At 72.7% G+C, this 23,727-nt stretch carries 26 protein-coding genes, 1 pseudogene and 1 riboswitch; of the genes and pseudogenes, 18 read left to right on the top strand and 9 right to left on the bottom strand.

What is annotated here, in order from left to right:
- The first annotated feature begins 35 nt into the window (after positions 1-35).
- Positions 36-596, top strand: a complete 561-nt coding sequence (locus CLV70_RS21290) for a snapalysin family zinc-dependent metalloprotease (RefSeq protein ID WP_211303831.1) — start codon at positions 36-38, stop codon at positions 594-596.
- Here CLV70_RS21290 and CLV70_RS21285 read toward each other — a convergent pair.
- Positions 575-916 (bottom strand): annotated as a pseudogene (locus CLV70_RS21285) (aminoglycoside phosphotransferase); the annotation flags it as partial. The gene CLV70_RS21290 and the pseudogene CLV70_RS21285 sit on opposite strands and share 22 nt — an antisense overlap.
- A gap of 34 nt (positions 917-950) precedes the next feature.
- On the opposite strand from CLV70_RS21285, the gene CLV70_RS21280 reads away from it, so the two are divergent.
- Positions 951-1,601 carry an SAM-dependent methyltransferase gene (locus tag CLV70_RS21280; protein WP_245908372.1) on the top strand — a complete coding sequence of 217 codons (651 nt, stop codon included), beginning with the start codon at positions 951-953 and terminating at the stop codon, positions 1,599-1,601.
- A 3-nt stretch (positions 1,602-1,604) separates the two neighbouring features.
- Here CLV70_RS21280 and CLV70_RS21275 read toward each other — a convergent pair whose 3' ends face one another.
- A complete protein-coding gene (locus tag CLV70_RS21275; RefSeq protein WP_106128302.1) occupies positions 1,605-2,465 on the bottom strand; it encodes a septum formation family protein in 861 nt (286 codons plus the stop codon).
- Between the two features lie 66 nt (positions 2,466-2,531).
- Here CLV70_RS21275 and rpe point away from each other — a divergent pair, with 66 nt between their 5' ends.
- From rpe to ribH, 6 genes are all read left to right on the top strand, one after another.
- Entirely contained in the window at positions 2,532-3,209 is a 678-nt protein-coding gene (gene rpe / locus CLV70_RS21270; protein WP_106128301.1) for a ribulose-phosphate 3-epimerase, read from the top strand.
- A gap of 29 nt (positions 3,210-3,238) precedes the next feature.
- The gene (locus CLV70_RS21265) at positions 3,239-4,240 is read left to right on the top strand and encodes a GGDEF domain-containing response regulator (RefSeq protein ID WP_106128546.1); all 1,002 of its coding nucleotides are present in this window, start codon (positions 3,239-3,241) and stop codon (positions 4,238-4,240) included.
- A gap of 61 nt (positions 4,241-4,301) precedes the next feature.
- A riboswitch (FMN riboswitch) is annotated at positions 4,302-4,482 on the top strand.
- A gap of 135 nt (positions 4,483-4,617) precedes the next feature.
- The gene (gene ribD, locus CLV70_RS21260; protein ID WP_106128300.1) at positions 4,618-5,703 is read left to right on the top strand and encodes a bifunctional diaminohydroxyphosphoribosylaminopyrimidine deaminase/5-amino-6-(5-phosphoribosylamino)uracil reductase RibD; all 1,086 of its coding nucleotides are present in this window, start codon (positions 4,618-4,620) and stop codon (positions 5,701-5,703) included.
- A 10-nt stretch (positions 5,704-5,713) separates the two neighbouring features.
- On the top strand, positions 5,714-6,316 hold the full coding sequence (locus CLV70_RS21255) for a riboflavin synthase (RefSeq protein ID WP_106128299.1): 603 nt from the start codon (positions 5,714-5,716) through the stop codon (positions 6,314-6,316).
- Positions 6,306-7,511 carry a bifunctional 3,4-dihydroxy-2-butanone-4-phosphate synthase/GTP cyclohydrolase II gene (locus CLV70_RS21250; protein ID WP_106128298.1) on the top strand — a complete coding sequence of 402 codons (1,206 nt, stop codon included), beginning with the start codon at positions 6,306-6,308 and terminating at the stop codon, positions 7,509-7,511. The genes CLV70_RS21255 and CLV70_RS21250 overlap by 11 nt, the downstream gene beginning before the upstream one ends.
- 48 nt (positions 7,512-7,559) lie before the next feature.
- On the top strand, positions 7,560-8,036 hold the full coding sequence (gene ribH, locus CLV70_RS21245) for a 6,7-dimethyl-8-ribityllumazine synthase (protein ID WP_106128297.1): 477 nt from the start codon (positions 7,560-7,562) through the stop codon (positions 8,034-8,036).
- A gap of 1 nt (position 8,037) precedes the next feature.
- Here the strand turns inward: ribH and CLV70_RS21240 are convergent, their stop codons facing one another.
- From CLV70_RS21240 to CLV70_RS21230, 3 genes are read right to left on the bottom strand one after another with little or no spacing between them, the layout of a single operon-like run.
- Positions 8,038-8,778: an amino acid ABC transporter ATP-binding protein gene (locus CLV70_RS21240; protein ID WP_106128296.1), complete on the bottom strand. Its 741-nt coding sequence runs from the start codon at positions 8,776-8,778 to the stop codon at positions 8,038-8,040.
- Between the two features lies 1 nt (position 8,779).
- Entirely contained in the window at positions 8,780-9,628 is an 849-nt protein-coding gene (locus CLV70_RS21235; protein WP_106128295.1) for an amino acid ABC transporter permease, read from the bottom strand.
- Positions 9,625-10,503: an ABC transporter substrate-binding protein gene (locus tag CLV70_RS21230; RefSeq protein ID WP_106128294.1), complete on the bottom strand. Its 879-nt coding sequence runs from the start codon at positions 10,501-10,503 to the stop codon at positions 9,625-9,627. The genes CLV70_RS21235 and CLV70_RS21230 overlap by 4 nt, the downstream gene beginning before the upstream one ends.
- 78 nt (positions 10,504-10,581) lie before the next feature.
- Here CLV70_RS21230 and CLV70_RS21225 point away from each other — a divergent pair, with 78 nt between their 5' ends.
- From CLV70_RS21225 to pheT, 9 genes are all read left to right on the top strand, one after another.
- The gene (locus tag CLV70_RS21225) at positions 10,582-10,845 is read left to right on the top strand and encodes a phosphoribosyl-ATP diphosphatase (RefSeq protein ID WP_106128293.1); all 264 of its coding nucleotides are present in this window, start codon (positions 10,582-10,584) and stop codon (positions 10,843-10,845) included.
- 43 nt (positions 10,846-10,888) lie between these two features.
- Positions 10,889-11,734 carry an ATP phosphoribosyltransferase gene (gene hisG, locus CLV70_RS21220; protein ID WP_106128545.1) on the top strand — a complete coding sequence of 282 codons (846 nt, stop codon included), beginning with the start codon at positions 10,889-10,891 and terminating at the stop codon, positions 11,732-11,734.
- Between the two features lie 8 nt (positions 11,735-11,742).
- Positions 11,743-12,204, top strand: coding sequence for a PH domain-containing protein (locus tag CLV70_RS21215; RefSeq protein ID WP_425440194.1), 462 nt, complete (start codon positions 11,743-11,745; stop codon positions 12,202-12,204).
- A 360-nt stretch (positions 12,205-12,564) separates the two neighbouring features.
- Positions 12,565-13,191 (top strand): translation initiation factor IF-3, encoded by a 627-nt coding sequence (gene infC, locus CLV70_RS21210; protein WP_106128292.1) that lies wholly within the window; start codon positions 12,565-12,567, stop codon positions 13,189-13,191.
- A 42-nt stretch (positions 13,192-13,233) separates the two neighbouring features.
- Positions 13,234-13,428 (top strand): 50S ribosomal protein L35, encoded by a 195-nt coding sequence (gene rpmI, locus CLV70_RS21205; protein WP_071807036.1) that lies wholly within the window; start codon positions 13,234-13,236, stop codon positions 13,426-13,428.
- A gap of 39 nt (positions 13,429-13,467) precedes the next feature.
- Entirely contained in the window at positions 13,468-13,860 is a 393-nt protein-coding gene (rplT, locus tag CLV70_RS21200) for a 50S ribosomal protein L20 (RefSeq protein WP_015623965.1), read from the top strand.
- Positions 13,861-13,931: 71 nt separating this feature from the next.
- Positions 13,932-14,726, top strand: coding sequence for a TrmH family RNA methyltransferase (locus tag CLV70_RS21195; protein ID WP_106128291.1), 795 nt, complete (start codon positions 13,932-13,934; stop codon positions 14,724-14,726).
- Between the two features lie 141 nt (positions 14,727-14,867).
- A complete protein-coding gene (gene pheS, locus CLV70_RS21190) occupies positions 14,868-15,929 on the top strand; it encodes a phenylalanine--tRNA ligase subunit alpha (protein ID WP_106128290.1) in 1,062 nt (353 codons plus the stop codon).
- 2 nt (positions 15,930-15,931) lie between these two features.
- On the top strand, positions 15,932-18,406 hold the full coding sequence (gene pheT / locus CLV70_RS21185; RefSeq protein ID WP_106128289.1) for a phenylalanine--tRNA ligase subunit beta: 2,475 nt from the start codon (positions 15,932-15,934) through the stop codon (positions 18,404-18,406).
- A 348-nt stretch (positions 18,407-18,754) separates the two neighbouring features.
- Here the strand turns inward: pheT and CLV70_RS21180 are convergent, their stop codons facing one another.
- The 3 genes from CLV70_RS21180 to CLV70_RS21170 form a co-directional block, all read right to left on the bottom strand.
- Positions 18,755-19,501: an SDR family oxidoreductase gene (locus CLV70_RS21180; protein ID WP_106128288.1), complete on the bottom strand. Its 747-nt coding sequence runs from the start codon at positions 19,499-19,501 to the stop codon at positions 18,755-18,757.
- A 58-nt stretch (positions 19,502-19,559) separates the two neighbouring features.
- Positions 19,560-19,862 carry a putative quinol monooxygenase gene (locus CLV70_RS21175; RefSeq protein ID WP_106128287.1) on the bottom strand — a complete coding sequence of 101 codons (303 nt, stop codon included), beginning with the start codon at positions 19,860-19,862 and terminating at the stop codon, positions 19,560-19,562.
- A gap of 384 nt (positions 19,863-20,246) precedes the next feature.
- A complete protein-coding gene (locus CLV70_RS21170; RefSeq protein WP_106128286.1) occupies positions 20,247-21,641 on the bottom strand; it encodes a M20/M25/M40 family metallo-hydrolase in 1,395 nt (464 codons plus the stop codon).
- Positions 21,642-21,826: 185 nt separating this feature from the next.
- Here CLV70_RS21170 and CLV70_RS21165 point away from each other — a divergent pair, with 185 nt between their 5' ends.
- The gene (locus CLV70_RS21165; protein WP_106128285.1) at positions 21,827-22,906 is read left to right on the top strand and encodes a malectin domain-containing carbohydrate-binding protein; all 1,080 of its coding nucleotides are present in this window, start codon (positions 21,827-21,829) and stop codon (positions 22,904-22,906) included.
- Positions 22,907-23,032: 126 nt separating this feature from the next.
- On the opposite strand, the gene CLV70_RS21160 is transcribed toward CLV70_RS21165, so the two are convergent.
- A complete protein-coding gene (locus CLV70_RS21160; protein WP_106128284.1) occupies positions 23,033-23,713 on the bottom strand; it encodes a TetR family transcriptional regulator in 681 nt (226 codons plus the stop codon).
- Positions 23,714-23,727: the final 14 nt, after the last annotated feature.

Here is a 23,727-nt window from a genome sequence, read left to right as displayed (position 1 = left end):
CACTGACGTCAATCGATGTGTATGGAGGCGTCTCCGTGACCCGAGCTCTGAAGCTGTTGTCCACAATGGTGCTGGCGTGTGCCACCTCGGTGGCGGTGGGCGGTCCCGCCCGCGCCGCGGATCCGGGGCCGGAGGTCGTACCGATCGACCTGCTGCTCGCCGGCTCGTACACCGACGCGGTGCGCGAGGCGATCACGATCTGGAACAGGTCCGTGCCGTCGATCCGGATCGTCGAGCAAAACACCCCGGCGGCGCTGCGGGTGAAGGAGTACAAGACGGCCAACGGCACCCAGTCCCACGTCTTCCTCAACGGCCTGGGCCAGGGCTGGGTGTATCTGGAGGTCGGCGACGCCCAGCTCTACAAGCCGTCCCGGATCGCCGTGCACGAGCTCGGCCACATCCTGTCGCTGCCCGACCTGGGCCCCGGCAGCCCCTGCGAGAAGGTGATGTCCGGGGCGTGGGCGGGCTCGGAGTGCGTGAACGACCAGCCCGACGCCGAGGAGATCGCCGAGGTCACCGACTTCTTCGCCACCCACGACGTCGGCGACCCGGTGCCCGGGTGGGGATTCGCCGCTCAGGCCGGCTCGCCGCGCTGACGGGACGGGGCTGACGCGGCGGCTGCGCTGAGTTTCCCGTACGGGATCCAGCGAGCCGTCGTGTCGGCCCGGCGTACGGAATCGATCCGCCGGAGGAACTCCTCCCGGACGCCCGCGCCGCTCGCGAGCAGCGGCACCGCCGCGATCGTCATCTTCAGCTCGCGCGCCTCGCGCAGCAGCGGCCAGTGCGGGTCGCGGGTCACGTCGTAGCCGTAGGCGGCGGCCAGCCGGCGATGCGCCCCGGCGCGGCCGAAGCGGATCTCGCCGACCGGTACGGCCACGAGGTCCACCTGGCGCGGGCCGGCGCAGGTGGCGTCGAAGGTCGACCCGCGCTGCCGGGTCTTGTACGTCGACGTGGACCTCCTCGTCGGCGCGCATGCCCGCGCGCTGCTCACCAGCGAACCGGGCGGCGCCGTCGTGTTCGTGCCGGGCGACCTCGAGGACATCGACGCCGTGCTCGCCGACCCCGTCGTCCGGGACACGCTGGACCTCAGCCGGCCCGTCGCGGTGCTGCTGCTGGCCGTCCTGCATTTCCTGCCCGGCCGGGGGCGCGCCCGCAGGGTCGTCGAGCGGCTCGGCACGGCCCTGCCCATGGGGTCGTACCTCGCGGTGTCGCACGTGACGTTCGATCCGCTCCGGCCCGCCCACGCCGACCGGCTCCGGGAACTCTCCGCGCCGGGCGCGGGCCACGGGCCGTTCCGGGCGCGTAGGCACGCCGAGATCATGGATCTGCTCGACGGCTTCGAGCTGGAATGGCCGCGGCTGGGGCCGGTGGTGCAGTGGCGTCCGGAGCGCGAGCCCCGTCCCGTGGCGACGGTCGAGGAGTCGGTCGCGTACGGCGTCGTCGCGCGTACGGCCGGGATCGCCCCCTGGCGCCGGAGTTCCTCCTGGGGCCGGCACCGGTTCGACCGGAGCGCGAGCGCGGTGGCACCGAACGAGCTGGCGCCCCGCGGGAACATTCCGGGACCGCGTAACGAGCGGGGCCGGAACCGTTCCGGGCGATAGGCGTCAGCCGGCGGGGAGCACGGACGGGCCCGCGCCGCGTAACGACCGGGTCCAGGTCCGCTCCGCGAAGTACAGGAAGCAGCGGACCCGGCGCTCGCCGGCCAGCCACTCGGTGCGGGTCGGGTTGTAGGAGATCCAGCCGCTGCGGTACTGCATGTCGGCGTCGTCGGGCAGGGCGGCGAAGCGGGCGATCACGCTGCGGCAGGCCGTCGCGGCGCGGGCGGTGCCGGCCTGGAGGTTCGCGTACGCGACGTCGGGCGCGTGCCAGAGGCCGGCGAACTCGGCCCGGTGTTTTGCGGCGCAGGCCACCGGGCGCATCGCGGTGACCGTCCCGCCGTCCACCGTGGGGGCGAAGCAGGTCAGGCGCAGCGGGGACGGGCGGGTCAGCTCGCCCTCGAGGCTGCCGGAACGTCCGCTCCGGCCGTACCCGTCAAGATCGGTCTGGGTGAGGTCGCAGCGGAACCAGCGCGCCCCGCGGGACCAGGCCTCCCGGGCCGGCCACACCACGTGGACGGCGAGGCGGGCCGTGCGCCACTGGCCGCCGGTGAAGGTGACCGCCGCGTCCGAGCATTCGCGGTACGCCGCGCGGGCGCCGGGGGTCCCGGGCGCGGGCGGCACGTCGGCGTCGGCGGCGGTGCCGAGGTGGAAGGTCTCGCTGACGTGGACCTGGTCGCAGCTCACCGGGCGGTCCGCCGCCGACGCCGTCTCGGGGAGCCGGACGTGGCAGGCGTGCGCGGCCGGCCGGAACGGGGAGGGGGCGGGCGGCGGCGGCCAGTCGTCGGTGAGGTCGCCGTCGGCGCCGCCGGGCGCGGTCGTGCACCCGGCGGTGACCATCACCGCCGTCAGTGCCACGGCAAGTCGCATGCCAGCCTCTCCGTCATAATCCGATGAGTATCCCGGGCGGGCGCGCGGAGGCCATACACTTCTCCGGTGGAGTCATCGCCGATCATCGCACCCAGCATCCTGGCCGCGGACTTCGCGCACCTCGCCGACGCGGTGCACGACATCGAGGGCGCGGCGGACTGGGTGCACGTGGATGTCATGGACAACCATTTCGTGCCGAACCTGACCATCGGCCTGCCGGTGGTGCAGAGCCTGCGCAAGGCGACCAGCATCCCGTTCGACGTGCATCTGATGATCGACGACCCGGAGCGCTGGGCACCCGGGTACGCGGAGGCCGGCGCGTACAACGTCACGTTCCACGCGGAGGCCTGCGACAACCCGGTGGCACTCGCCAAGACGCTGCGCGCCGCGGGGGCCAAGGCCGGGCTGGCCATCGACCGCGACACCCCCGTGGAGCCCTACCTCGAGCTCCTGCCGTACGTGGACACGCTGCTCATCATGACCATCAAGGCCGGCTTCGGCGGCCAGAAGTTCCTGCCCGAGATGCTGGACAAGGTGCGTGACGTGCGCCGGCGGATCACCGCCAAGAACCTCGAGGTGCGCCTGGAGGTGGACGGCGGCATCGCGGCCGACACGATCGAGCAGGCCGCGGAGGCCGGTGCGGACGCGTTCGTCGCGGGCACCGCCGTCTACGGCGCCCAGGACCCCGCCGAGGCGATCCGCGGGCTGCGGGCGCTCGCCGAGCGCACCACCGTCCGGGCGTGAGCGGCCGGGCAGCCGCGGGCGGGGCGGCGATGAGCGCGGGTGCCGCCGCCGGCACCGAGTCCGAGGACCGGCCCGACCTGATCATGGTCGTCGACGACGACGACGACATCGCGGGCTTCGTGGCCTTCAACCTGAAGGTGCACGGCTTCGACGTCGTCCGGGCCCGGGACGGCCAGGAGGCGCTCGAGCTCATCGAGGCGCGCCGCCCGGACCTCGCGGTGGTCGACTGGATGATGCCCCGGATGGACGGCGTGGAGCTGACCCGCCGGCTACGCGCCGAGCCGCTGACCTCGGCGCTGCCGGTGATCATGCTGACCGCCAAGGGCATGACCGTGGACAAGGTCGTCGGGCTGACCGCCGGCGTCGACGACTACCTGGTCAAGCCGTTCGACACCGCGGAGCTGATGGCCCGGGTCTCCTCGACGCTGCGGCGCAACAAGGAGTTCCGCGAGGTGTCGCCGCTGACCGGGCTGCCGGGCAACGCCCGGGTGACCCGGGAGATCGTCGACCGGATGAAGGCGGGCGGGGAATTCTCCGTCGGCTACGTCGACATCGACCGCTTCAAGCCGGTCAACGACGTGTACGGCTTCGACCGCGGCGACGAGTTCATCACCGTGCTGGCCCGCAGCCTGCACCGGGCCGCGGCCGCCGCGGGCCGGCCGTCGGTGTTCCTCGGGCACATCGGCGGCGACGACTTCGTCTTCATCTGCCACCCCGACCAGGTGCTGCCGCTGACCAAGCACATGGTCACCGACTTCGAGGCGTCCGCCGACCGGCTGTACGACCCGGAGGACGCCGAGCGCGGCTACATCGAGGTGCCGGACCGGCGCGGCGGCAAGCAGCGGGCCGCCCTGGTGACGCTCTCGATCGGCGTCGCGCAGTCCACCGCCGGGGGCCGCAACTACATGGACCACCGGGCGGTGGTGGCGGTGGCCTCCGAGATGAAGAAGGTCGCGAAGAGCCAGCCCGGCTCGTACGTCGCGATCGACCGGCGCCGCCTCGACTCGGAGAACAACGACGATCCGCTGTGACCTGGGTCGCCCGTCAGGTGGCAAGTCGGCGATCGCGTGCAAGACTGATCGGTGACCCACCACGCGCTGGCGGGACTCGGTGAAATTCCGAACCGGCGGTGATCCTCCCTTGACCGGGGGGTAAGCCCGCGACCCGGACGTCGTACCACGACGGCCGGTGGACCTGGTGAGATTCCGGGGCCGACGGTTGATCGACCGGCACACGCCGATCGGTCAGACAGTCCGGATGGGAGACAGCGCGCGGAACAGGACCGAGGGCTCGTCGCGGCGTGCCCTCGCCCCGGGGCGGCGCGACGCGTCCCCCGATGTCCGGTTCCCGGCCCTGCATCCCTTTCCCTCCCGCGCGTGACCGCACCGCGTCAGGGAAAGGCAGGGAGATGGTCACCGAGCACGAGGCGATGGGCCGCGCGGTCGCGCTGGCCGCCCGTGGGCTCGGCACCACCAGCCCCAATCCGGTCGTCGGCTGCCTGCTGCTCGGCCCGGACGGCGACGTCGTGGGGGAGGGCTTCCACGCGTACGCGGGCGGCCCGCACGCCGAGATCGTGGCGCTGGCCCAGGCCGGGAAGCGCGCCCGCGGCGGCACCGCGGTGGTGACCCTGGAGCCGTGCAACCACACCGGGCGGACCGGGCCGTGCGCGCAGGCGCTCATCGCCGCCGGCATCACGCGCGTGGTCATCGCCGTCGACGACCCGACGCCGGTCGCGGCGGGCGGCGCGGCCACGCTGCGCGGGGCCGGGGTGGAGGTGGTGACCGGGGTACGCCGGGCCGAGGCCGAAGCCGGCAACGTCGCCTGGCTGACCGCCGTGCGCCGCGGCCGCCCGTACGTGACCTGGAAGTACGCCGCCACGCTCGACGGGCGCTCGGCGGCGGCCGACGGCACCAGCATGTGGATCACCTCGGAGCCGGCCCGGGCCGACGTGCACCGGCTGCGGAGCACGGTCGACGCCATCCTCGCCGGGGTCGGCACGGTGCTGGCCGACGATCCCCAGCTGACCGTCCGCGACCTGCGCGACGGCAGCCTCGCGATCAAGCAGCCGCTGCGGGTGGTGGTCGACTCGCTCGGGCGTACCCCGCAGAAGGCGCGGGTGCGCGACGCCGCCGCCGGGACCTGGATCGCGACGGCGGCCGCGGTCGGCGCCGGACCGGACGGCCGCGTCGACCTCTCCGCCCTGCTCACCGCCCTCTACGCCCGCGGCGTCCGGGCCGCGCTGCTGGAGGGCGGCCCGACCCTGGCCGGCGCGTTCCTGGCCGCCGGGCTGGTCGACCGGGTCGTCGGCTACGTCGCGCCGAAGCTGCTCGGCGACGGGCGGGCGGCGCTGGCCGGCGCGGGCGTCACCACCATCGCCGAGGCCCTCGACCTCGACCTCACCGACCTGGAACGGATCGGTCCCGACCTGCGCTTGACGGCGATCGTCCGTCCGAAGCCATCCGACCACCCCGCCCGCCACCCATATTCGGAATAGAGGACCTTGTATGTTCACCGGAATCGTGGAAGAACTGGGCGAGGTCGTGCGCCTCACGGAAGGCGCCGGCGATTCGGCGCTGCTCGCCGTACGCGGGCCCCTGGTGACGTCGGACGCGCGGCACGGCGACTCCATCTCGGTCAACGGGGTCTGCCTCACCGTCATCGACAACGACGGCGGGGTCTTCACCGCCGACGTCATGGGCGAGACGCTGCGGCGCTCGTCGCTGGGCGCGCTGCGGCCGGGCAGCCCGGTCAACCTGGAACGGGCCGCGACGGTCGGCAGCCGCCTCGGCGGGCACCTCGTCCAGGGGCACGTCGACGGGGTCGCGACGATCGTGGCGCGCGAGCCCGCCGACGACTGGGAGGTGCTGCGCTTCTCGCTGCCGTCCGGGCTCGGCCGCTACGTGGTGGAGAAGGGCTCGATCACGGTCGACGGGGTCTCGCTCACCGTCATGGCGGTCTCCGCCGACACGTTCGAGGTGGGGCTGATCCCCACCACGCTCAAGCTCACCGTCCTGGGATCCAAGGGCGTCGGCGACCCGGTCAACCTCGAGGTCGACGTCATCGCGAAGTACGTCGAGAAGATGCTGGGGGACCGCCATGTTGGATGACGTCGCACGGGCCGTCAAGGACATCGCCGCGGGCAAGGCGGTCATCGTCGTGGACGACGAGGACCGGGAGAACGAGGGCGACCTGATCTTCGCCGCCGAGCACGCCACGCCCGAGCTGCTCGCGTTCATGGTGCGATACACCTCCGGGTACGTGTGCGTGCCGCTCACCGAGGACGAGGCCGACCGCCTCGACCTGCCGCCGATGTTCCACACGAACCAGGACCGGCGGGGCACCGCGTACGCGGTCACGGTCGACGCGCGGGAGGGCATCAGCACCGGCATCTCGGCCGCCGACCGGGCGCACACGATCCGGCTGCTGGCGAGCGCCGAGACCCGGCCCACGGACCTCTCCCGCCCCGGCCACGTGGTGCCGCTGCGGGCCAGGCCGGGCGGCGTGCTGCGCCGGCCCGGGCACACCGAGGCCTCGGTCGACCTGGCGACGCTCGCCGGGCTGCGGCCGGCCGGCGTGATCTGCGAGCTGGTCAACGACGACGGCACCATGATGCGCCTGCCCGACCTGGAGAAGTTCGCGGCCGAGCACGACCTGGCGCTGATCAGCATCGCCGACCTGATCGCGTACCGGCGGCGGCACGAGCAGCAGGTGGAGCGGGTCGTGGAGACCCGGCTGCCGACCGAGCACGGCGACTTCACCGCGGTCGGCTACCGGGCGGCCGTCGACGGCGCCGAGCACGTCGCGCTGGTGTACGGCGACCTCGGCGACGGCGAGGACGTGCTGGTACGCGTCCACTCCGAGTGCCTCACCGGCGACGTCTTCGCCTCGGTGCGGTGCGACTGCGGCCCGCAGCTCGACGCGGCCCTGGAGCGCGTGGCGCTGGCCGGGCGGGGCGTGGTGCTGTACATGCGCGGGCACGAGGGGCGGGGGATCGGGCTGCTGCACAAGTTGCAGGCGTACCAGTTGCAGGACCGCGGGCTGGACACCGTCGACGCCAACCTCGAGCTGGGCCTGCCGGCCGACGCGCGGGACTACGGCACCGGCGCGCAGATCCTCTACGACCTGGGCGTGCGCTCGATGCGGCTGCTCACCAACAACCCGGCGAAGCGGGCCGGCCTGGAGGGCTACGGGCTGACCATCACCGGGCGGGAGGCGATGCCCGTGCGCCTCCATCCGGAGAACGTCCGCTACCTGCGAACCAAGCGGGATCGCATGGGGCACCTGTTCGAGGCGTTGGGCTGAGCGTCCGGCTCGGCTGTGGCAGCATTTGACACGAAAAAAGGGGGCACCATGGCCGGTTTCGGGGATCCGCACCTGCAGACCGTCGACGCCGCCGGGCTCAAGCTCGGCATCGTCGGCTCGCGCTGGCACGCCGACCTGGTCGACCACATGGTCGAGCGGGCCGAGGCGGCGGCGAAGTCGTGCGGCGTGGACGACGTGATCGTGGCCCGGGTCGCCGGCTCGGTGGAGCTGCCGATCGTCGCGCAGGCCCTGGCGAAGAAGTGCGACGCCGTGGTCGCGCTGGGCGTGGTCATCCGGGGCGAGACCGCCCACTTCGACTACGTCTGCGACGCGGTGACCGCGGGCCTGACCCGCGTCGCGCTCGACGAGCGCACCCCGGTGGCGCACGGCGTGCTGACCGTCGAGAGCCTGGGCCAGGCCAAGGACCGCGCCGGCCTCGAGGACTCGATCGAGGACAAGGGCTGGCAGAGCACGGTGGCCGTGCTCGACGCCGCGCTCACGATCCGCGCCGTCGAGAAGGGCTGAGCTAGAGCCGGCCGGCCTCGATGATGCGGGCCAGGAACTGCCGGGTCCGCGCCTCGACCGGGTCGCCGAGCACCTGCTCCGGCGGCCCGGCCTCGAGCACCCGGCCGCCGTCGAGGAAGACCACCCGGTCGGCGACCTGGCGGGCGAAGCCCATCTCGTGGGTGGCGAGCACCATGGTCATGCCCTCCTCCTTGAGGCCACGGATCATGGTGAGGACCTCGCCGACGAGCTCCGGGTCGAGCGCGGAGGTCACCTCGTCGAGCAGCAGCAGCCGGGGGCTGTTGACCAGGGCCCGGACGATCGCCACCCGCTGCTGCTGGCCGCCGGAGAGCCGGTCGGGATAGCTGTTCGCCTTGTCCGCGAGCCCGACCCGGCCCAGCCACTCCATCGCCTGGTCGCGGATCTCGGCGGCCGGGCGGCCGTGCACCTTCTCCGGCGCGAGCGTGATGTTGCGCAGCACGGTCATGTGCGGGAACAGGTTGTAGGACTGGAACACCATGCCGATCCTGCGGCGGACCAGGTCGGGGTTGACCCGCGGGTCGGTGATGTCCTCGCCGTCGAGCCGGATCGTGCCGTCGTCGATGCCGGTGAGCAGGTTGACGCAGCGCAGCAGGGTCGACTTGCCCGAGCCGGAGGCGCCGATCAGGGCCACCACCCGGTGCTCGTCCACCTCCAGCGACAGGTCGTCGAGCACCACCGTGGGCCCGAACGTCTTGCGCACGTTCTCGCAGGAGAGCAGCACGTCAGGCCCCCGCGGACTGGCGGCGGGCGGCGCGCAGCGTCACCCAGTCGGTCACGCCGATCAGCGGCAGGGCGAGAAGCACGAACAACACCCCGGCCACGATGTACGGCGTGAAGTTGGCGTCCTGCGCCGTGGCGATCTGGGCGGCGCGCACGGCGTCGATCGGGCCGGCGAGCGACACGAGTCCCACGTCCTTCTGAAGAGCGACGGTGTCGTTGAGCAGCGGCGGGGCGACCCGGCGTACCGCCTGGGGCAGCACCACGTGGCGCATCGTCTGCCGGTAGGTGAGGCCCAGCGACCGGGCGGCGGCGAGCTGGCTCGGGTGCACCGACTCGATGCCGGCCCGGAACACCTCGGCCAGGTACGCCCCGTACGTGATCACCAGCGCCGCGCCGCCGAGGACCAGCACGCTGGGCATGCCCTGCAGGCGCAGACCGGGCACGCCGAGGGTGCACACGTACAGCACGATGATCAGGGGCAGGCCGCGGAACGCGTACGTGTAGCCGGTCGCCAGCGCGCGTACCGGGAAGAAGACCGGGCCCCGCAGCGTGCGCAGCACCGCGACCAGCAGGCCGAGCGCCAGCGCGGCGGCGGCGCAGACGACCAGCAGCCGGATGTTGAGCCAGAGCCCGTCGAGGATGTCGGGCAGGTACCTCACCGCGACGTCCGGGTCGAAGAACGAGGACTTCACCCTGTCCCAGCCGGGCGCGCCGGTCACCGCGAAGGCCAGGGCGGCGCCGGCCACCGCGGTGGACAGCGCGGCGAGCAGCACCGAGCGGATCGTCTGCCGCCTGCGGTAGGCGACCCGCCCGCGCTGGATCTCGCTGGGCCGGTAGAGCTCCGTGGTCACGAAAGCTCGCGTGCCCCGCCGGTGCTGGCGAGCCAGGTCTTCTCGAGCTCCGTCAGGGTGCCGTCCTGGCGCAGCTGCTCGACGGCCTCGCTGACGCACGGGGTCAGCTTCGACCCCAGATCAAGGACCAGGCCGAACTGCTCCGGTACGCCCACCTGCGGCAGCTGGCCGACGATCAGGCCGTCGTCGAGCTCCGCCGCGGTCATGTAGAACGCCGTCGGCAGGTCCACCACGATGCCGTCGACCTGCTTGTTCTCGAGGGCCTTCTTGGCGTCGTCGTTGTTGTTGAACACCTGGGGCTTGGCGGACGGCTTGATCAGCTCGTCGATCGCCTGGTAGCTGGTCGTGCCGACCTGGGCGCCCAGCTTCGCGTCCCGGAGCTCGGCGATCGACGCCGCGGCGGCGATCTTCGAGCCCTTGGTGGTGATGACGGTCTGCCGGACCAGGTAGTACGGCGACGAGAAGTCGACCGCCTTCCGGCGCTCCGGCGTGATCGAGAACTGGTTGATGTCGAAATCGAACGTCTTCGGCCCGGGCGCGATCGCGTTGTTGAAGGTGACCTGGGTCCAGACGACGTTCGCCGCCGGGTAGCCGAGCCGCTCGGCGACCTTGTACGCCACCGCCGACTCGAAGCCCTTGCCGTTGGCCGGCTTGTTGTCGCTGAACCACGGCTCGTACGCCGGGTTGTCGGTGCCGATCGTGAGCTTGCCCGCGGTCCGGGTGGCGAGCGCGCCCTTCGCGCACGCGGCGTTCGACGCCGAGGCCGGGCCGCCCGCGGCGGGGGAGCCCGTCTCGTCGGCCGGGGCGCACGCGCCCAGCGTGGCGAGGAGCACAACGGCGCCGCCCAGCGCCGCGAAGGTGTTTCTGCTGACCATGAGGGGCAGGCTAACCCACGTCCCAAGGGATGGGGCCGTCCGTCGTCACTCCGTAATGAGCTGCAACAATCGGCTCCCGTGAAGACGTTCGAAGAGTTGTTCGCCGAGCTCCAGACGAAGGCGGCGGAGCGGCCCGAGGGTTCGGGCACCGTCGCGGCACTGGACAAGGGTGTGCACTTCATCGGCAAGAAGGTCGTCGAGGAAGCCGCCGAGTCCTGGATGGCCGCCGAGCACGAGGGGCCCGAGCGGGCCGCCGAGGAGCTGTCGCAGCTGCTCTACCAGGCACAAGTGCTCATGATCGCCACCGGGCTCGAGCTCGAGGACGTGTACCGACATCTCTGACGTGCCCTCCGCCGCCATCGAGATCGATCGAAGGAGCACGTCCGTGCTGCGTATCGCCGTACCCAACAAGGGAACCCTGTCCGCACCGGCCGCCCAGATGCTGCGCGACGCCGGATACCGCCAGCGCACCGACGCCAAGGACCTCGTCTGCCGTGACGAGGACAACAATGTCGAGTTCTTCTACCTTCGTCCCCGCGACATCGCCACGTACGTGGGCTCGGGTGATCTGGATCTCGGCATCACCGGCCGCGACCTGCTGGTCGATTCCGGCGTCCCGGCCCGGGAACTGCTCGACCTCGGCTTCGGCGGGGCGACGTTCCGCTGGGCCGCACCGGCCGGAGCCTCCTCGTCCGAGTCCGGGATCGGCGGTTCGCGCATCGCCACCGCCTACCCCGGCGTGGTCGAGCGCTACCTGGCCGAGCGCGACCTCAAGGCCGAGGTGGTCCGCCTCGACGGCGCCGTGGAGAACGCCGTACGCCTGGGCGTCGCCGACCTCATCGCCGACGTGGTCGAGACCGGCACCACACTGCGCCAGGCGGGGCTGGTCACGTTCGGGGAGCCGCTGCTGCGCTCGTCCGCGATCCTGATCGGCCGCGACGACGAGGGCACGGAGGCGAAGGCGGCGCAGCTCGTCCGGCGCCTGCAGGGCGTGCTGGTGGCGCGCAGCTACGTGATGCTCGCGTACGACGTACGGGCGGACCTGCTGGAGAACGCCACCGCGCTGACCCCGGGCATCGAGTCGCCGACCGTCTCCCCGCTGCACCGCGAGGGCTGGGTCGCCGTGCAGGCCATGGTCCGCCGCGCCGAGGTCCACCGGATCATGGACGAGCTGTACGAGCTCGGCGCCCGCGCCATCCTGGTGACCGACATCTCCAACTGCCGGTTGTGAGTGAGAGAGTGGTGGGCGTGAAGACTCCGACGCACGAGGTGGTCGTGTTCCGGCCGCGGCGCATCCGCTGGGTTGCCGGCCTCTCCGCGGCCGCCGTGGTGATCCTGTTCACCGCGCTCAGCTTCGGCCTGCACGGGTCCACCGGCGACGGCCTCGGACAGTTCGAGCGCGGCGACCAGACCGCGATGATCGGCCTGGGCGTGCTCGCCGCGCTGGGCATCCTGGCCTTCACCCGGCCGCGGGTCCGGGCGGACGCCGATCACGTGCAGATCCGCAACGTCATCGGGAACTTCGACCTGCCCTGGTCGGCGGTGCGGGCGGTGCGCTTCGACCGCAACTCCGCCTGGGCGGCGCTGGAGCTGCACGACGACGAGACGGTGCCGGTACACGCGCTGCAGGCCGCCGACAAGGAGTACGCCGTGGAGGGGGTCCGGGCGCTGCGGGCCCTTCATTCGGCCTCGTCCGACTGAGCTGGTAGAGTGGCTCACAGTCGACCACGCCTGCGTTCTCTCCTGACGAGCTCCGCTCCGACGGGTACCGGGCGCGAAAGAGGAGCCCGCTGGTTCCCACCCGTGTCGCTCTCGCCCTTGATCGGGCGTGGTGGCGTCCGGGTCCGGTCAACCGATCACGGGAATATCCCGCGGTGGGTGTGCGTCCTCCTGGACGCCGATGACCGGTCGAGCGGGCCCTGGCATGCGCCGGGGCCTTCTGCTTTCCCGTCGCCCCGTGGCTCGTCGGGGGTGGCGTGAGGCCGACCGACATTGGCAGGGCTTTCCGCGGCCGGAAACCGGGGAGAGCCCAGGACATGACATTCGTTCTGAGGAGGCCCCATCAGCGTCGAACCACGCGTTAACGAACAGATCCGGGCACGAGAGGTCCGACTGGTCGGCCCCGAGGGTGAGCAGGTGGGCATCGTCCCGCTCGAGCGCGCCCTGCAGCTGGCCGCGGACGTGGACCTGGACCTGGTCGAGGTCGCGCCCATGGCCCGTCCGCCGGTGTGCAAGCTCATGGACTTCGGAAAGTTCAAGTACGAGAGTGCACTCAAGGCGCGCGAGGCACGGCGCAACCAGCAACAGACCGTCATCAAGGAAATGAAGCTCCGCCCGAAGATCGACCCGCACGACTACGAGACCAAGAAGGGTCACGTGGTGCGGTTCCTCAAGGCGGGCGACAAGGTCAAGGTGACGATCATGTTCCGCGGTCGTGAGCAGAGCCGCCCCGAGCTGGGTTTCCGGCTCCTGCGCAGGCTCAGCGAAGAGATCTCGGAGCTGGGTTTCGTCGAGGCCAGTCCCAAGCAGGACGGCCGCAACATGATCATGGTGCTGGCCCCCCACCGGGCGACCAAGGCCGCCGCCGCGGCGACTGTCGCGGCCAACGCCCGCCCGCCGCGGGAGCCGCGTGAGGGCGATGGTGCCGAGGCACCGCCGGCCGTAGCAGCCGACACCACCGCAGAGTAGGTAATCCCCCCGGATCGCGGGGCCGAGAGAGTAGGCGTTCAAGTGCCGAAGATGAAGAGCCACACCGGCATGGGTAAGCGGGTGAAGGTCACCGGCAAGGGCAAGATCGTCCGCGAGCAGGCCGGCAAGCGCCACCTGCTGGAGGGCAAGTCCTCCCACGTCACCCGCCGGATGACCGGTACGGTCGTCGTGGCCAAGGCCGACACCAAGCGAGTCAAGAAGCTGCTGGGCCGCTGACGCGCGCGCCACAACCGTTCCCCTGTTAGGAGTACTGAAATGGCACGCGTCAAGCGGGCAGTGAACGCCCAGAAGAAGCGTCGCACGTTGCTGGAGACCGCCAGCGGATACCGCGGTCAGCGCTCGCGGCTGTACCGCAAGGCCAAGGAGCAGGTGCTGCACTCGATGCAGTACTCGTACCGCGACCGCCGTGACCGCAAGGGCGACTTCCGCCAGCTGTGGATCACGCGCATCAACGCGGGCGCCCGGGCCAACGGCCTGACCTACAACCGCCTCATCCAGGGCCTGAAGCTGGCCGGCGTCGAGGTGGACCGCAAGATCCTGGCCGACCTGGCCGTCAACGACGCCGCGTCGTTCGCGGCGATCGTCGAGATCGCCCGCGCCGCCGTCGCGGCCGAGGGCACGGGCGGCGCCGCCGCCCAGGCCGCCTGAGCAAGTCCTTTCGGGGCGTCTTCCGGTTCGTCCGGGAGGCGCCCCGATGCTCCTCGCCCCGGAGGAAGAGCGTGACCTTCACCCCGCGTACCCCCAGGGTGGTCGCCGCCCGGCGCCTGCAGCGCCGCCGCGACCGCGACCGGACCGGTCGCTTCCTCGCCGAGGGACCCCAGGCGGTGCGGTCCGCCCTGGCCGCGGGCGTCGTCCTCGAACTCTTCGGTACGGACGCGGCGCTCACCCGCCACGGCGACCTGGCCCTGCAGGCGCCCGTGGTGTCCCCGGTGACCGACGAGGGGCTGGCCGCGCTCGCCGAGACCGTCCAGCCGCAGGGGCTGGTGGCGGTGTGCGAGCAGGTCGACGTGCCGCTGGCCGAGGCCCTGGCCAAGCAACCCCGGCTGGTGGCGATCGTCGCGGAGATCCGCGATCCGGGCAACGCGGGTACGGTGCTGCGCACGGCCGACGCCGCCGGGGCGGCTGCGGTGGTGTTCGCCGGCGACGCCGTGGACCCGTACAACGGCAAGTGTGTGCGGTCCTCGGCCGGGAGTCTGTTCAACGTGGACGTGGTGCGGGCGCCGCTGACGGTCGCCGCCGACCTGCGCGCCGCCGGGCTGCTCGTCCTCGCCACCACCGGCTACGGCGACGCCGACCTCGACGAGCTGCTCGACGACGGCTCGCTGGCCTCGCCGACCGCCTGGCTGTTCGGCTCCGAGGCCCACGGGCTCCCCGACGACGTGCTGAAAGCCGCCGACAAGCGGGTACGCGTGCCGATCTACGGCGGCGCCGAGAGCCTTAACCTGGGTGCCGCCGCGGCCGTCTGCTTGTATGCTTCGGCGAGAGCGCAACGCTCCCCGAGGAGACCGTCATGAGTCGGATGTTTACCCAGCCCGCTGGTCGCGGGCGCGCGGGCTGACTCTTTCGCTCAAACTCCCTGACCGGCGGGCTGCGGCCCAGCCGCGCCTCCGTACACTGCCCGATGGCTCATCCGGTGTGAGGGAGTTCGCCCGACCATGTCCTACCGCAACGATCCGTACGATCCGAAGCAGGCCGCCCTGCTCGCCCCCGAGGCCCTCGAGGCCGCCGTCGCCGAGGCCGGGAAGGCCTTCGCCGCGGCCGGCGACCTCGACGCGCTCGGCGCCCTGAAGCCCGCCCACCTCGGCGACCGTTCGCCGGTGTCGCTGGCCCGCCGCGAGATCGGCTCCCTGCCGCCCGCCGCGAAGTCCGACGCCGGCAAGCGGGTCAACGTGGCCCGGCAGTCCATCCAGGGCGCGTTCGACGCCCGCCTCGCCGAGCTGGAGCTCGAGCGGGCCGCCCGGGTGCTGGTCGAGGAGCGCGTCGACGTCACCCTCCCGTGGGACCGGCGCCCGCGCGGCGCCCGGCACCCGCTGACCACGCTCATGGAGCACATGTCCGACCTGTTCGTCGGCATGGGCTACGACGTCGTCGACGGGCCCGAGCTCGAGCTGGAATGGGCCAACTTCGACGCGCTCAACATCGGGCCCGACCACCCCGCGCGCGGGCTCATGGACACGTTCTACGTGGACCTGCCCGGCCTGGTCATGCGCACCCACACGTCGCCCGGCCAGGTGCGCACCATGCTCAAGCGGCAGCCGCCGATCTACGTGGTCAGCCCCGGGCGGGCGTACCGCACCGACGACCTCGACGCGACGCACAGCCCGGTGTTCCACCAGATCGAGGGGCTGGTCGTCGACGAGGGCATCACCATGGCCCACCTCAAGGGCACCCTCGACCACTTCGCCCGGGCGATGTTCGGCGCCGACGCGCGTACCCGCTGGCGGCCGCACTACTTCCCGTTCACCGAGCCGTCCGCGGAGTTCGACGTCTGGTTCGCCCAGCACCGCGACGGCCCGCGCTGGGTCGAGTGGGGCGGCTGCGGCATGGTCAACCCGCGGGTCCTGGTCGCGTGCGGCATCGACCCGGAGCGCTACTCCGGGTTCGCGTTCGGCATGGGCGTCGAGCGCACCCTGATGTTCCGCAACGGCGTGAGCGACATGCACGACATGGTGGAGGGTGACGTCCGGTTCACCCGCAACTTCGGTATGGCGGTCTGATCATGAAGCTGTCCCTGTCCTGGCTGCGCGAGTACGTCGAGCTGCCGGCCGTCGACGCGGCCGCGCTCGAGCGCAAGCTGGTCGACCTCGGCATCGAGGTCGAGTCCATCGTCGACCAGGCCGCCACGATCAAGGGCGACCTGGTCGTCGGGCGGGTGCTGGAGATCGAGGAGCTGACCGGGTTCAAGAAGCCGATCCGCTTCTGCCGGGTCGACGTCGGCAACCCCGCCGCGCAGGAGATCGTCTGCGGTGCGCGCAACTTCGCCGAGGGCGACCTGGTGGTCGTGATCCTACCCGGCGGCGAGCTGCCCGGCGGCTTCACGATCGGGGCCCGCAAGACGTACGGGCGCAACTCCCACGGCATGATCTGCTCCGCGGCCGAGCTGGGCCTCAGCGGCGACCACGACGGCATCATCGTGCTGCCGCCGGAGTCCGCGACGCCCGGCGCCGACGCGCGCCCGGTCGTGGGGCTCGACGACGTGATCCTCGACGTGGAGATCACCCCGGACCGCGGCTACCAGATGAGCGTGCGGGGGCTCGCGCGCGAGCTGGCGTACGCGTACTCGGTCGCGTACACCGATCCGGGCCGGGCGGCGGCCGCGGCTGCCACGGACGAGGCCCCGTACGGGATCCGCATCGAGGACACGGTCGGCTGCGACCGCTTCGCCGCGCGGGTGGTCCGGGGCATCGACCCGTCCGCCCCGTCGCCGGCGTGGATGCAGCGCCGGCTGATCGCCTCCGGGATCCGCACGATCTCGCTCGCGGTCGACATCACCAACTACGTGATGCTCGAACTCGGCCAGCCCATGCACGTGTTCGACCTCAACCTGCTGCGCGGCGGCCTGGTCGTGCGCCGCGCCCGGCCGGGGGAGAAGCTGACCACCCTGGACGGCGTCGCGCGCGTGCTCGACGCCGAGGACATGGTGATCTGCGACGACTCCGGGCCGATCTCGCTCGCCGCGGTCATGGGCGGCGAGACCAGCGAGGTGCAGCCGGACACGGTGGACGTGCTGCTCGAGGCGGCCCACTGGGACCCGGTCATGGTCGGGCGCACGGCCCGCCGGCACAAGCTGTTCAGCGAGGCGGCGAAACGCTGGGAGCGCGGCGTCGACCCGCAGCTGCCGCTGGTGGCGCTGCAGCGCGCGGTGGAGCTGCTCACCGCGCACGCGGGCGGCACGGTGGACGAGCGCGTGCTCGACATCGACCACGTGGTGCCGCCGGCGCCGGTGCTGCTGCCCACCGACCTGGCGACGCGGCGGATCGGCGTCGCGTACCCGGCCGAGCGGGTCACCGAGCTGCTCGGCCAGGTCGGTTGCGCGGTCACCGGGGTGGAGCCGCTCGAGGTCACGCCGCCGACGTGGCGTCCCGACCTGGTGGCCGGCATCGACCTGATCGAGGAGGTGGCCCGGCTCGGCGGCTACGACGCCATCCCGAGCCTGCTGCCGCCGGCCCACAGCGGTCGCGGCATCACCGCCGAGCAGGCGCGGCGGCGCACGGTCGGCCGGGCGCTGGCCGAGAACGGCTACGTCGAGGTGCTGTCGTACCCGTTCGTCGCCCCCGCGGCGGCGGACCAGCTCGGCCTGCCGGCGGACGACCCGCGCCGCAGCGCGGTCCGGCTGACCAACCCGCTGTCCGAGCAGGAGCCGCTGCTGCGGACGTCGCTGCTGCCGCCGCTGCTGGCCACGCTGAAGCGCAACCTCGGCCGCGGCGAGCGTGACCTGGCCCTCTACGAGCTGGGTACGGTGTTCCTGCCGCACCTGACCGCCACGGCCCCGCCGCCGCTCGGCGTCGACCACGGCCCGTCCGACGAGGACTGGACGGCGGCCAACGCGATCGTGCCGGCCCAGCCGTGGCACCTCGCCGCGGCGCTCACCGGCGACGTCGTCCCGGCCGGCTGGTGGGGCGAGGGCCGCCCGGCCACCTGGTCGGACGCGGTGGAGGCGGCCCGCATCGCACTGTCCGCGGCCGGCATGACCCCGGACCGCGTCACCGTCGAGGCGGCCACCCACGCGCCGTGGCACCCGGGCCGCTGCGCCGCGATCTCGGTCGACGGCGCCGTGGTCGGCCACGCGGGCGAGCTCCACCCCGCGGTCCTGTCGGCGCTCGAGCTCCCCAAGCGCACCTGCGCGATGGAACTCGACCTCGACGCGATCCCGCCCCGCCCGGTCACCCAGGCGACCCGGATCTCCACCTTCCCGCCGGCCCTGATCGACGTGGCCCTGGTGGTCCCGTCATCGGTGCCATCCGCCACGGTCGAGGCAGCCCTGGTCGCGGGCGCGGGCAACCTGCTCGAATCGGTACGGCTCTTCGACGTGTACGCGTCGGCACAGCTCGGCGAGGGGCTGAAGAGCCTCGCGTACAAGCTGACGTTCCGCGCCCCGGACCGCACCCTGACGGTCGAGGAGGCCGTAGCGGCCCGCGACGCAGCGGTGGCCTCGGCCGCGGAGCGCACGGGAGCGACCCTGCGCGGCGCCTGAGCCAGGCTTCGCGCGAGACACCGCCAAGGCCGGGCCCCTCGCCCCGCGCGGGGGCCCGGCCGGCTCTCACCGGTGGCGGGGAGCCCGCCGCCGCCCGGCCGCCTCGCCGCGGCCGGCTCGACGGCGATCGCGGCCAGGGCCAGGCGCTGGCGCCGCTGGCCAGGCGTAGCCCGCTGGCCGGGTGCGGCCCCGCTGTCCGAGACCCCGAGCGCCGGGGAGCAGCTCGGCTGGCCAGGTGTGGCGCCGCCGCTGGCCCGGGAGCGTCCCGGCTGGGTGGGAGCGCAACTCGGCTGGGTGGGAGCGGCCCCGCTGGCCGGGAGCAGCTCCGCTGGGTGGAAGCGGCGCCGGTCAGTCGATGGTGTGGCCGCCGTTGACGGTCAGGCGTTCGCCGGTCATGAAGCGGGCGGCGTCGCTCGCCACGAAGGCGACCACGTCCGCGACGTCGTCCGGGGTGCCGAGCCGGCCGAGGGGCACGTCGCGGACGTAGCCGGCGCTGTCCTCGGTGGTCACGACGCCGTGGCGCTCGACCGGGATCCAGCCCGGGGCGACGACGTTGACCGTGATTCCGTACGCCCCCAGCTCCCGCGCCCACGTCCGGGCCAGGCCGATCTGCGCGCCCTTGGCGGCGTTGTAGGCCGACGCCCCCGGCAGCGCCCGCTCGAACGAGTCCGAGCCGATGTGCACGATGCGGCCGGTGCCGAGCGCGCGCATGCCCGGCAGCGTGGCCCGCATCAGCAGCGCCGGGCTCTTCACGAAGAACACGAGCTGGTCCAGGTGGTCCTGCCACGACACGTCGGCGGCCGGCACCAGCGGCTGCGGCCCGGTAGCGTTGGCGACGAGCACCTGCACCGGGCCGAGCTCCGCCTCCGCCGCCGCCACCAGCCCGGGAACCTCGTCCTCGGAGGTCACGTCGGCCCGGAACGCCGCCGCACGCCCACCGGCGGCGACGATGGCGTCCACCACCCGCTCCGCGCCCGCCCTGTCGGAGTGGTAGTTCACGGCCACCGGCCAGCCGTCGCCCGCGAGGCGCTGCGCGATCCGCGCCCCCAGCCCCCGCGAGGCCCCGGTGACCAGGGCGCTGCCCAGGATCGTCATGTCGTGCCGGCCCGGTCTGCGGCAGGCGTCTCGCCGATCACCGGCGGGAAGGGCGCCGTCATGCGAGGCCCAGTCCGCCGACGACCGTCAGCTCCTCGCGGGTGAACTCGCCGGTGAGCAGGGGCATCGCCTGGGCTATGGCAGCCTGGGTCTCCGGCAGCCGCAGGGACGCGTCGTGGTGCTCCCGGCTCTGCCACACCTCCGTGACGTGGATCAGCTCGCTGTCGCTGTCGGAGACGCTCACGACGTACAGAAGGCAACCGGCTGCGCGGAGGCCCTGCGTGCCCGAGAGCAGGATCCGGACCACCTCGTCGCGGTGGTCCTGGACGGTGCGCATCGTGCCGATGTAGCCGTAGGCCACCCGTGCCTCCCAGGGTTTGTGCGATCACCGGCCGGCGGGCCGGGCCCTGGGGACATTACGCCGGACGGACCCGCCGCGGAGCCGCCCGGGCCGGGCCTGTGGACAACGTCAGCCGGTCGGGTCCGGCTTGTGGACAACGCCGCCCGCCCGGACCGGCCGGTGCACAATGGCTGCCAGGAGAGGAGCGGCGACCGCCCTGGCCCGCGGACGCTCTCAGCCGGAGAAGGGGGTGACGGCCGGACGACGCCGGCCTGTAAACGCCTTCAGCCGAGAGGGGTGACGGCCGGACGACGCCGGCCTGTAAACGCCTTCAGCCGAGAGGGGTGACGGCCGGACGACGCCGGCGAGTGGTAACGGCTGGTCGGTGCTCGCCTGTGGGCGATCTCAGCCGGGGGTGGGAGCGGCGACCGGGCTGCGGTGGCCTTCGCGGTCCACTGCGCGTACGCCGAAGAAGACGTTGTCCTTGGAGATGTCGATCGTTGTCGTGGTGGCGGTGCCCACCGGGAGGGTGTGCTGCCAGTCGGCGGCCGTCGTCTCGCGCCAGACGATCTCGTAGCCTGCGAGGTCGGTGGCGGGGGATGGTTGCCAGCGCAGGGTGGTCTGGTTGGTGAGCTGGGTGGTGTCGATGATCACGCCCTTGGGGGTGCCCGGGGCCTGGGCCAGGGACCAGAGCGCGGCGGCGTTCACGCGGGCCACCCGGGCGATGTACCGGAAGTCGCAGAACTCGACGAGGTCGCCGTACTGGATGCCGTTCTCGACGCGGACGTTCTGGTGCTCGTGGGCGAAGTTCTCGCGGGGCTCGGTGAGGCGGGCGGCGGGGTAGCCGCGGAGCAGGAACGAGATGTGGTCGCTGCCGCGCAGGTAGCGGTCGCGCCGCCAGACCACGCGGACCTTCATGCCGGTCTGGGGGTTCTCCGCGACGTCGCGGACGAAGCGGCCGAGCTGCCGCGACGGGCCGTCGTTCTCGCCGCCGACCGACTGCCGGGTCGAGGTCTGCGCGGGCGTCTCGGCCGTGGGGACCCCCTCGACGAACAATCTCACCGTACGGGGATCAGCGGCGGTGCCGTCGTGGGCGTCCCCGGTGCCGACGATGTCGTTGCTGAACATGGCCTGCACGTCCGCGCCCGCGTCCTTGTACCGCTGGGCGAGGTGGTCGGAGCCGTAGAGGCCCTGCTCCTCGCCCGCGACGGCGGCGAACACGACCGTGGCCTCGGTGCGCCGGGTCGCCATGACGCGGGCGACCTCCATGACGGCGGCCACCCCGGACGCGTCGTCGTCGGCCCCCGGCGCGTCGCTGGTCGCGTCCATCACGTCGGTCGCCCGGGAGTCGTAGTGGCCGGTCACCACGTACACCCGATCCGGGTCGCGGTCGCCGCGCAGGGTGGCGACGATGTTGGTGATCCGGGTGGGCACCGGCACGCGCGGGCCGGGTGGCTGGATGAACGACTGGAGCTCCACGGTCATCCGGCCGCCGGACTGTGCCGCGTACCGTTGGAACTGCTCGTGGATCCAGTCGCGCGCCGCGCCGATGCCGCGCTCGGGATCGTCCTGGCTGGAGAGGGTGTGCCGGGTGCCGAAGGCGGCCAGGCGGGTGACGATCGAGCCGATCCGGTGCGGGTCGATCTCCCGGAGCAGCGCCTTCAGCTCCGGGTCGGGCACCTGTTTCCGCAGGCCGGTGGCGTGCGCGGCGTGGCCGAGCACGGGGGTCGCGGCAACGGCCGCGGAGGCGGACAGGAACGCGCGTCGCGAGGACGAGGGCTTCTCGCGCTGATCCGTCATACCTGACCATGCTTGTCCATTACGGACGACGTGTCCATGCTCATCAATGTCAGATCTTTACCCGTACGCCGGGTGCGATCGTGCAGCCCTGGTGAGCGGCCCTTGACCCCCCGTGTGGCCTCCGTACGCTGAAGAGGTCTTGGAGAGCGCTCTCCAAACGCCCCCTCACGACCCCTGGAGAGAGAATGAGCATGCGTTTGACCCGCCGGCGCGCGGCTGCCGCGATCGCCGTCCTGCTGGGCGCGCTGGGCGCCGGACTGATCGCGCCCGCGGCCGCCCAGGCGGACCTCACCGGCGCCGTCTCGATCGACGTGGGCGGCGCCGGCGGCACGGGCTTCGCCGCCGACACGTACGGCACCGGCGGGCGGGAGGACACCAAGCCGGCCGAGGCCCCCAGCCTGCCGAACTTCAGCCGTACGGTGGCCCACCCGATCCCCGCCGACATCTGGCACACCGCCCGCGTCGGCGACTCCCGGTACGTCGTGCCGGGTCTCACGCCGGGTGCGACGTACGAGGCGCGGCTGTACTTCCTGGACTGGTACTTCACGCGTCCCGGCCAGCGGACCTTCGACGTGGCGATCAACGGGTCGACCGTGCTGGCCGGCTTCGACATCATCGGCGCGGCGATCACGGCGGGCGCGGACGGCCGGAACTCGTTCGGCGTCGAGAAGGACTTCCCGGTCACCGTCGGCGCCGACGGCACCGCCACGTTCGACTTCATCCGCGGCGCCGCCAACCAGCCGCAGATCAACGCCATCGCGCTGGCGCCGGTGAACCCCGCCGGAATCTCGATCGACCTGGGCGGCGCCGGCGGCAGCGGCTTCGTCGCGGACGTCTACGGCACCGGCGGCAGCATCGACACCAAGCCCGCGGGTACGCCCAGCCTGCCGAACTTCAGCCGTACGGTGGCGCACCCCATCCCCGCCGACATCTGGCACACCTCGCGCTACGGCGAGTTCCAGTACGTCGTCCCGGGGCTGACGCCGGGTGCGACGTACGAGGCGCGGCTGTACTTCCTGGACTGGTACTTCACGCGTCCCGGCCAGCGCTCCTTCGACGTGGCGATCAACGGCACGACGGTGCTGAACGACTTCGACATCATCGGCGCGGCCATCACGGCGGGCGCGGACGGCCGGAACTCGTTCGGCGTCGAGAAGGCCTTCCCGGTCACCGTCGGCGCCGACGGTGCGGTGAGCATCGCGTTCAGCCGGCACAGCGCCGACCAGCCCCAGGTCAACGCGATCGCCCTGGTGCCGCTCGCCTGACGCGGCGGCCGACGCGGGCCGGGCCGGTCCTGGGCGGGCCCGGTCCTGCTGCTCCGGCTCGGTCCCGCCGGTTCCGGGCGGGACCGAGCCGGTCGGCTGGGGCTCGGATGTGCCGGGTTTGCCGGGTCAGCTCGGAGCCGGAGCCGGAGCCGGAGCCGGAGCTTGGGCTTGGGCTTGGGTCTGGGTCTGGGTCTGGGCCGGGGCTTGGGCCTCGGTTGCCGGGGCGAGGGTCGCCATGGCGCGGTCGACGGCGTCGGCGAGGGGCGTGGACGCTCCGGACGCCAGCCAGGAGTGCTGCGCGGCGACGAAGCAGCCGAAGGCCGCGGCGGTGAGGGCGCGCGGCGTGGGGTCGTCCGCCGGGTAGGGGCGGCCCGCCGCGGCGGCGCGTTCCCGCAGGCCCAGTGCCACCGCCTCCTGGATTTCCTGAAGCTTCTGAAGGTACGCCGCGAGCAGCGCGGGCGTCTCGAGGACGACCCGGTGGATCGCCGCGGTGCTCCCCTGCGGGCGAGGGTCGTCGACGTCGAACAGGTGCCGCAGTGACACCCAGACCGGTTCGCCGGGCGGGCGGGCGGCCAGGGTCTCCAGCATGCGGTCGGCGGCCAGGTCGAGCTTGCCGATGACGATGTCTTCCTTCGTGGCGAAGTAGCGGAAGACGCTGCGGGTGGACATGCCGACGGCCGCCGCGACGGCGTCGATCGGGGTGGCGTCGAACCCGCGCTCGATGAACAGCGCCAGCGCCGCGTCGCCGATCTCCCGCTGTACCGCGCGGCGGGTCCGCGCCCTGAGGGTGTCCTGGCTCGGTGTCATGGTCCGCCGACACT

The organism is Pseudosporangium ferrugineum, from assembly GCF_003002065.1.
In the GTDB taxonomy this organism is placed as follows: domain Bacteria; phylum Actinomycetota; class Actinomycetes; order Mycobacteriales; family Micromonosporaceae; genus Actinoplanes; species Actinoplanes ferrugineus_A.
This window is presented reverse-complemented; position numbering and strand designations above follow the sequence as displayed.

Bases quoted from the DNA above. Each gene is read 5' to 3' on its own strand.
- CLV70_RS21275 (WP_106128302.1), bottom strand. From the start codon at position 2,465: ATGCGACTTGCCGTGGCACTGACGGCGGTGATGGTCACCGCCGGGTGC.
- CLV70_RS21265 (WP_106128546.1), top strand. From the start codon at position 3,239: ATGAGCGCGGGTGCCGCCGCCGGCACCGAGTCCGAGGACCGGCCCGAC.
- ribD (WP_106128300.1), top strand. From the start codon at position 4,618: ATGGTCACCGAGCACGAGGCGATGGGCCGCGCGGTCGCGCTGGCCGCC.
- CLV70_RS21255 (WP_106128299.1), top strand. From the start codon at position 5,714: ATGTTCACCGGAATCGTGGAAGAACTGGGCGAGGTCGTGCGCCTCACG.
- CLV70_RS21250 (WP_106128298.1), top strand. From the start codon at position 6,306: ATGTTGGATGACGTCGCACGGGCCGTCAAGGACATCGCCGCGGGCAAG.
- ribH (WP_106128297.1), top strand. From the start codon at position 7,560: ATGGCCGGTTTCGGGGATCCGCACCTGCAGACCGTCGACGCCGCCGGG.
- CLV70_RS21230 (WP_106128294.1), bottom strand. From the start codon at position 10,503: ATGGTCAGCAGAAACACCTTCGCGGCGCTGGGCGGCGCCGTTGTGCTC.
- rplT (WP_015623965.1), top strand. From the start codon at position 13,468: ATGGCACGCGTCAAGCGGGCAGTGAACGCCCAGAAGAAGCGTCGCACG.
- pheS (WP_106128290.1), top strand. From the start codon at position 14,868: ATGTCCTACCGCAACGATCCGTACGATCCGAAGCAGGCCGCCCTGCTC.
- pheT (WP_106128289.1), top strand. From the start codon at position 15,932: ATGAAGCTGTCCCTGTCCTGGCTGCGCGAGTACGTCGAGCTGCCGGCC.
- CLV70_RS21180 (WP_106128288.1), bottom strand. From the start codon at position 19,501: ATGACGATCCTGGGCAGCGCCCTGGTCACCGGGGCCTCGCGGGGGCTG.
- CLV70_RS21170 (WP_106128286.1), bottom strand. From the start codon at position 21,641: ATGACGGATCAGCGCGAGAAGCCCTCGTCCTCGCGACGCGCGTTCCTG.
- CLV70_RS21165 (WP_106128285.1), top strand. From the start codon at position 21,827: ATGAGCATGCGTTTGACCCGCCGGCGCGCGGCTGCCGCGATCGCCGTC.
- CLV70_RS21160 (WP_106128284.1), bottom strand. From the start codon at position 23,713: ATGACACCGAGCCAGGACACCCTCAGGGCGCGGACCCGCCGCGCGGTA.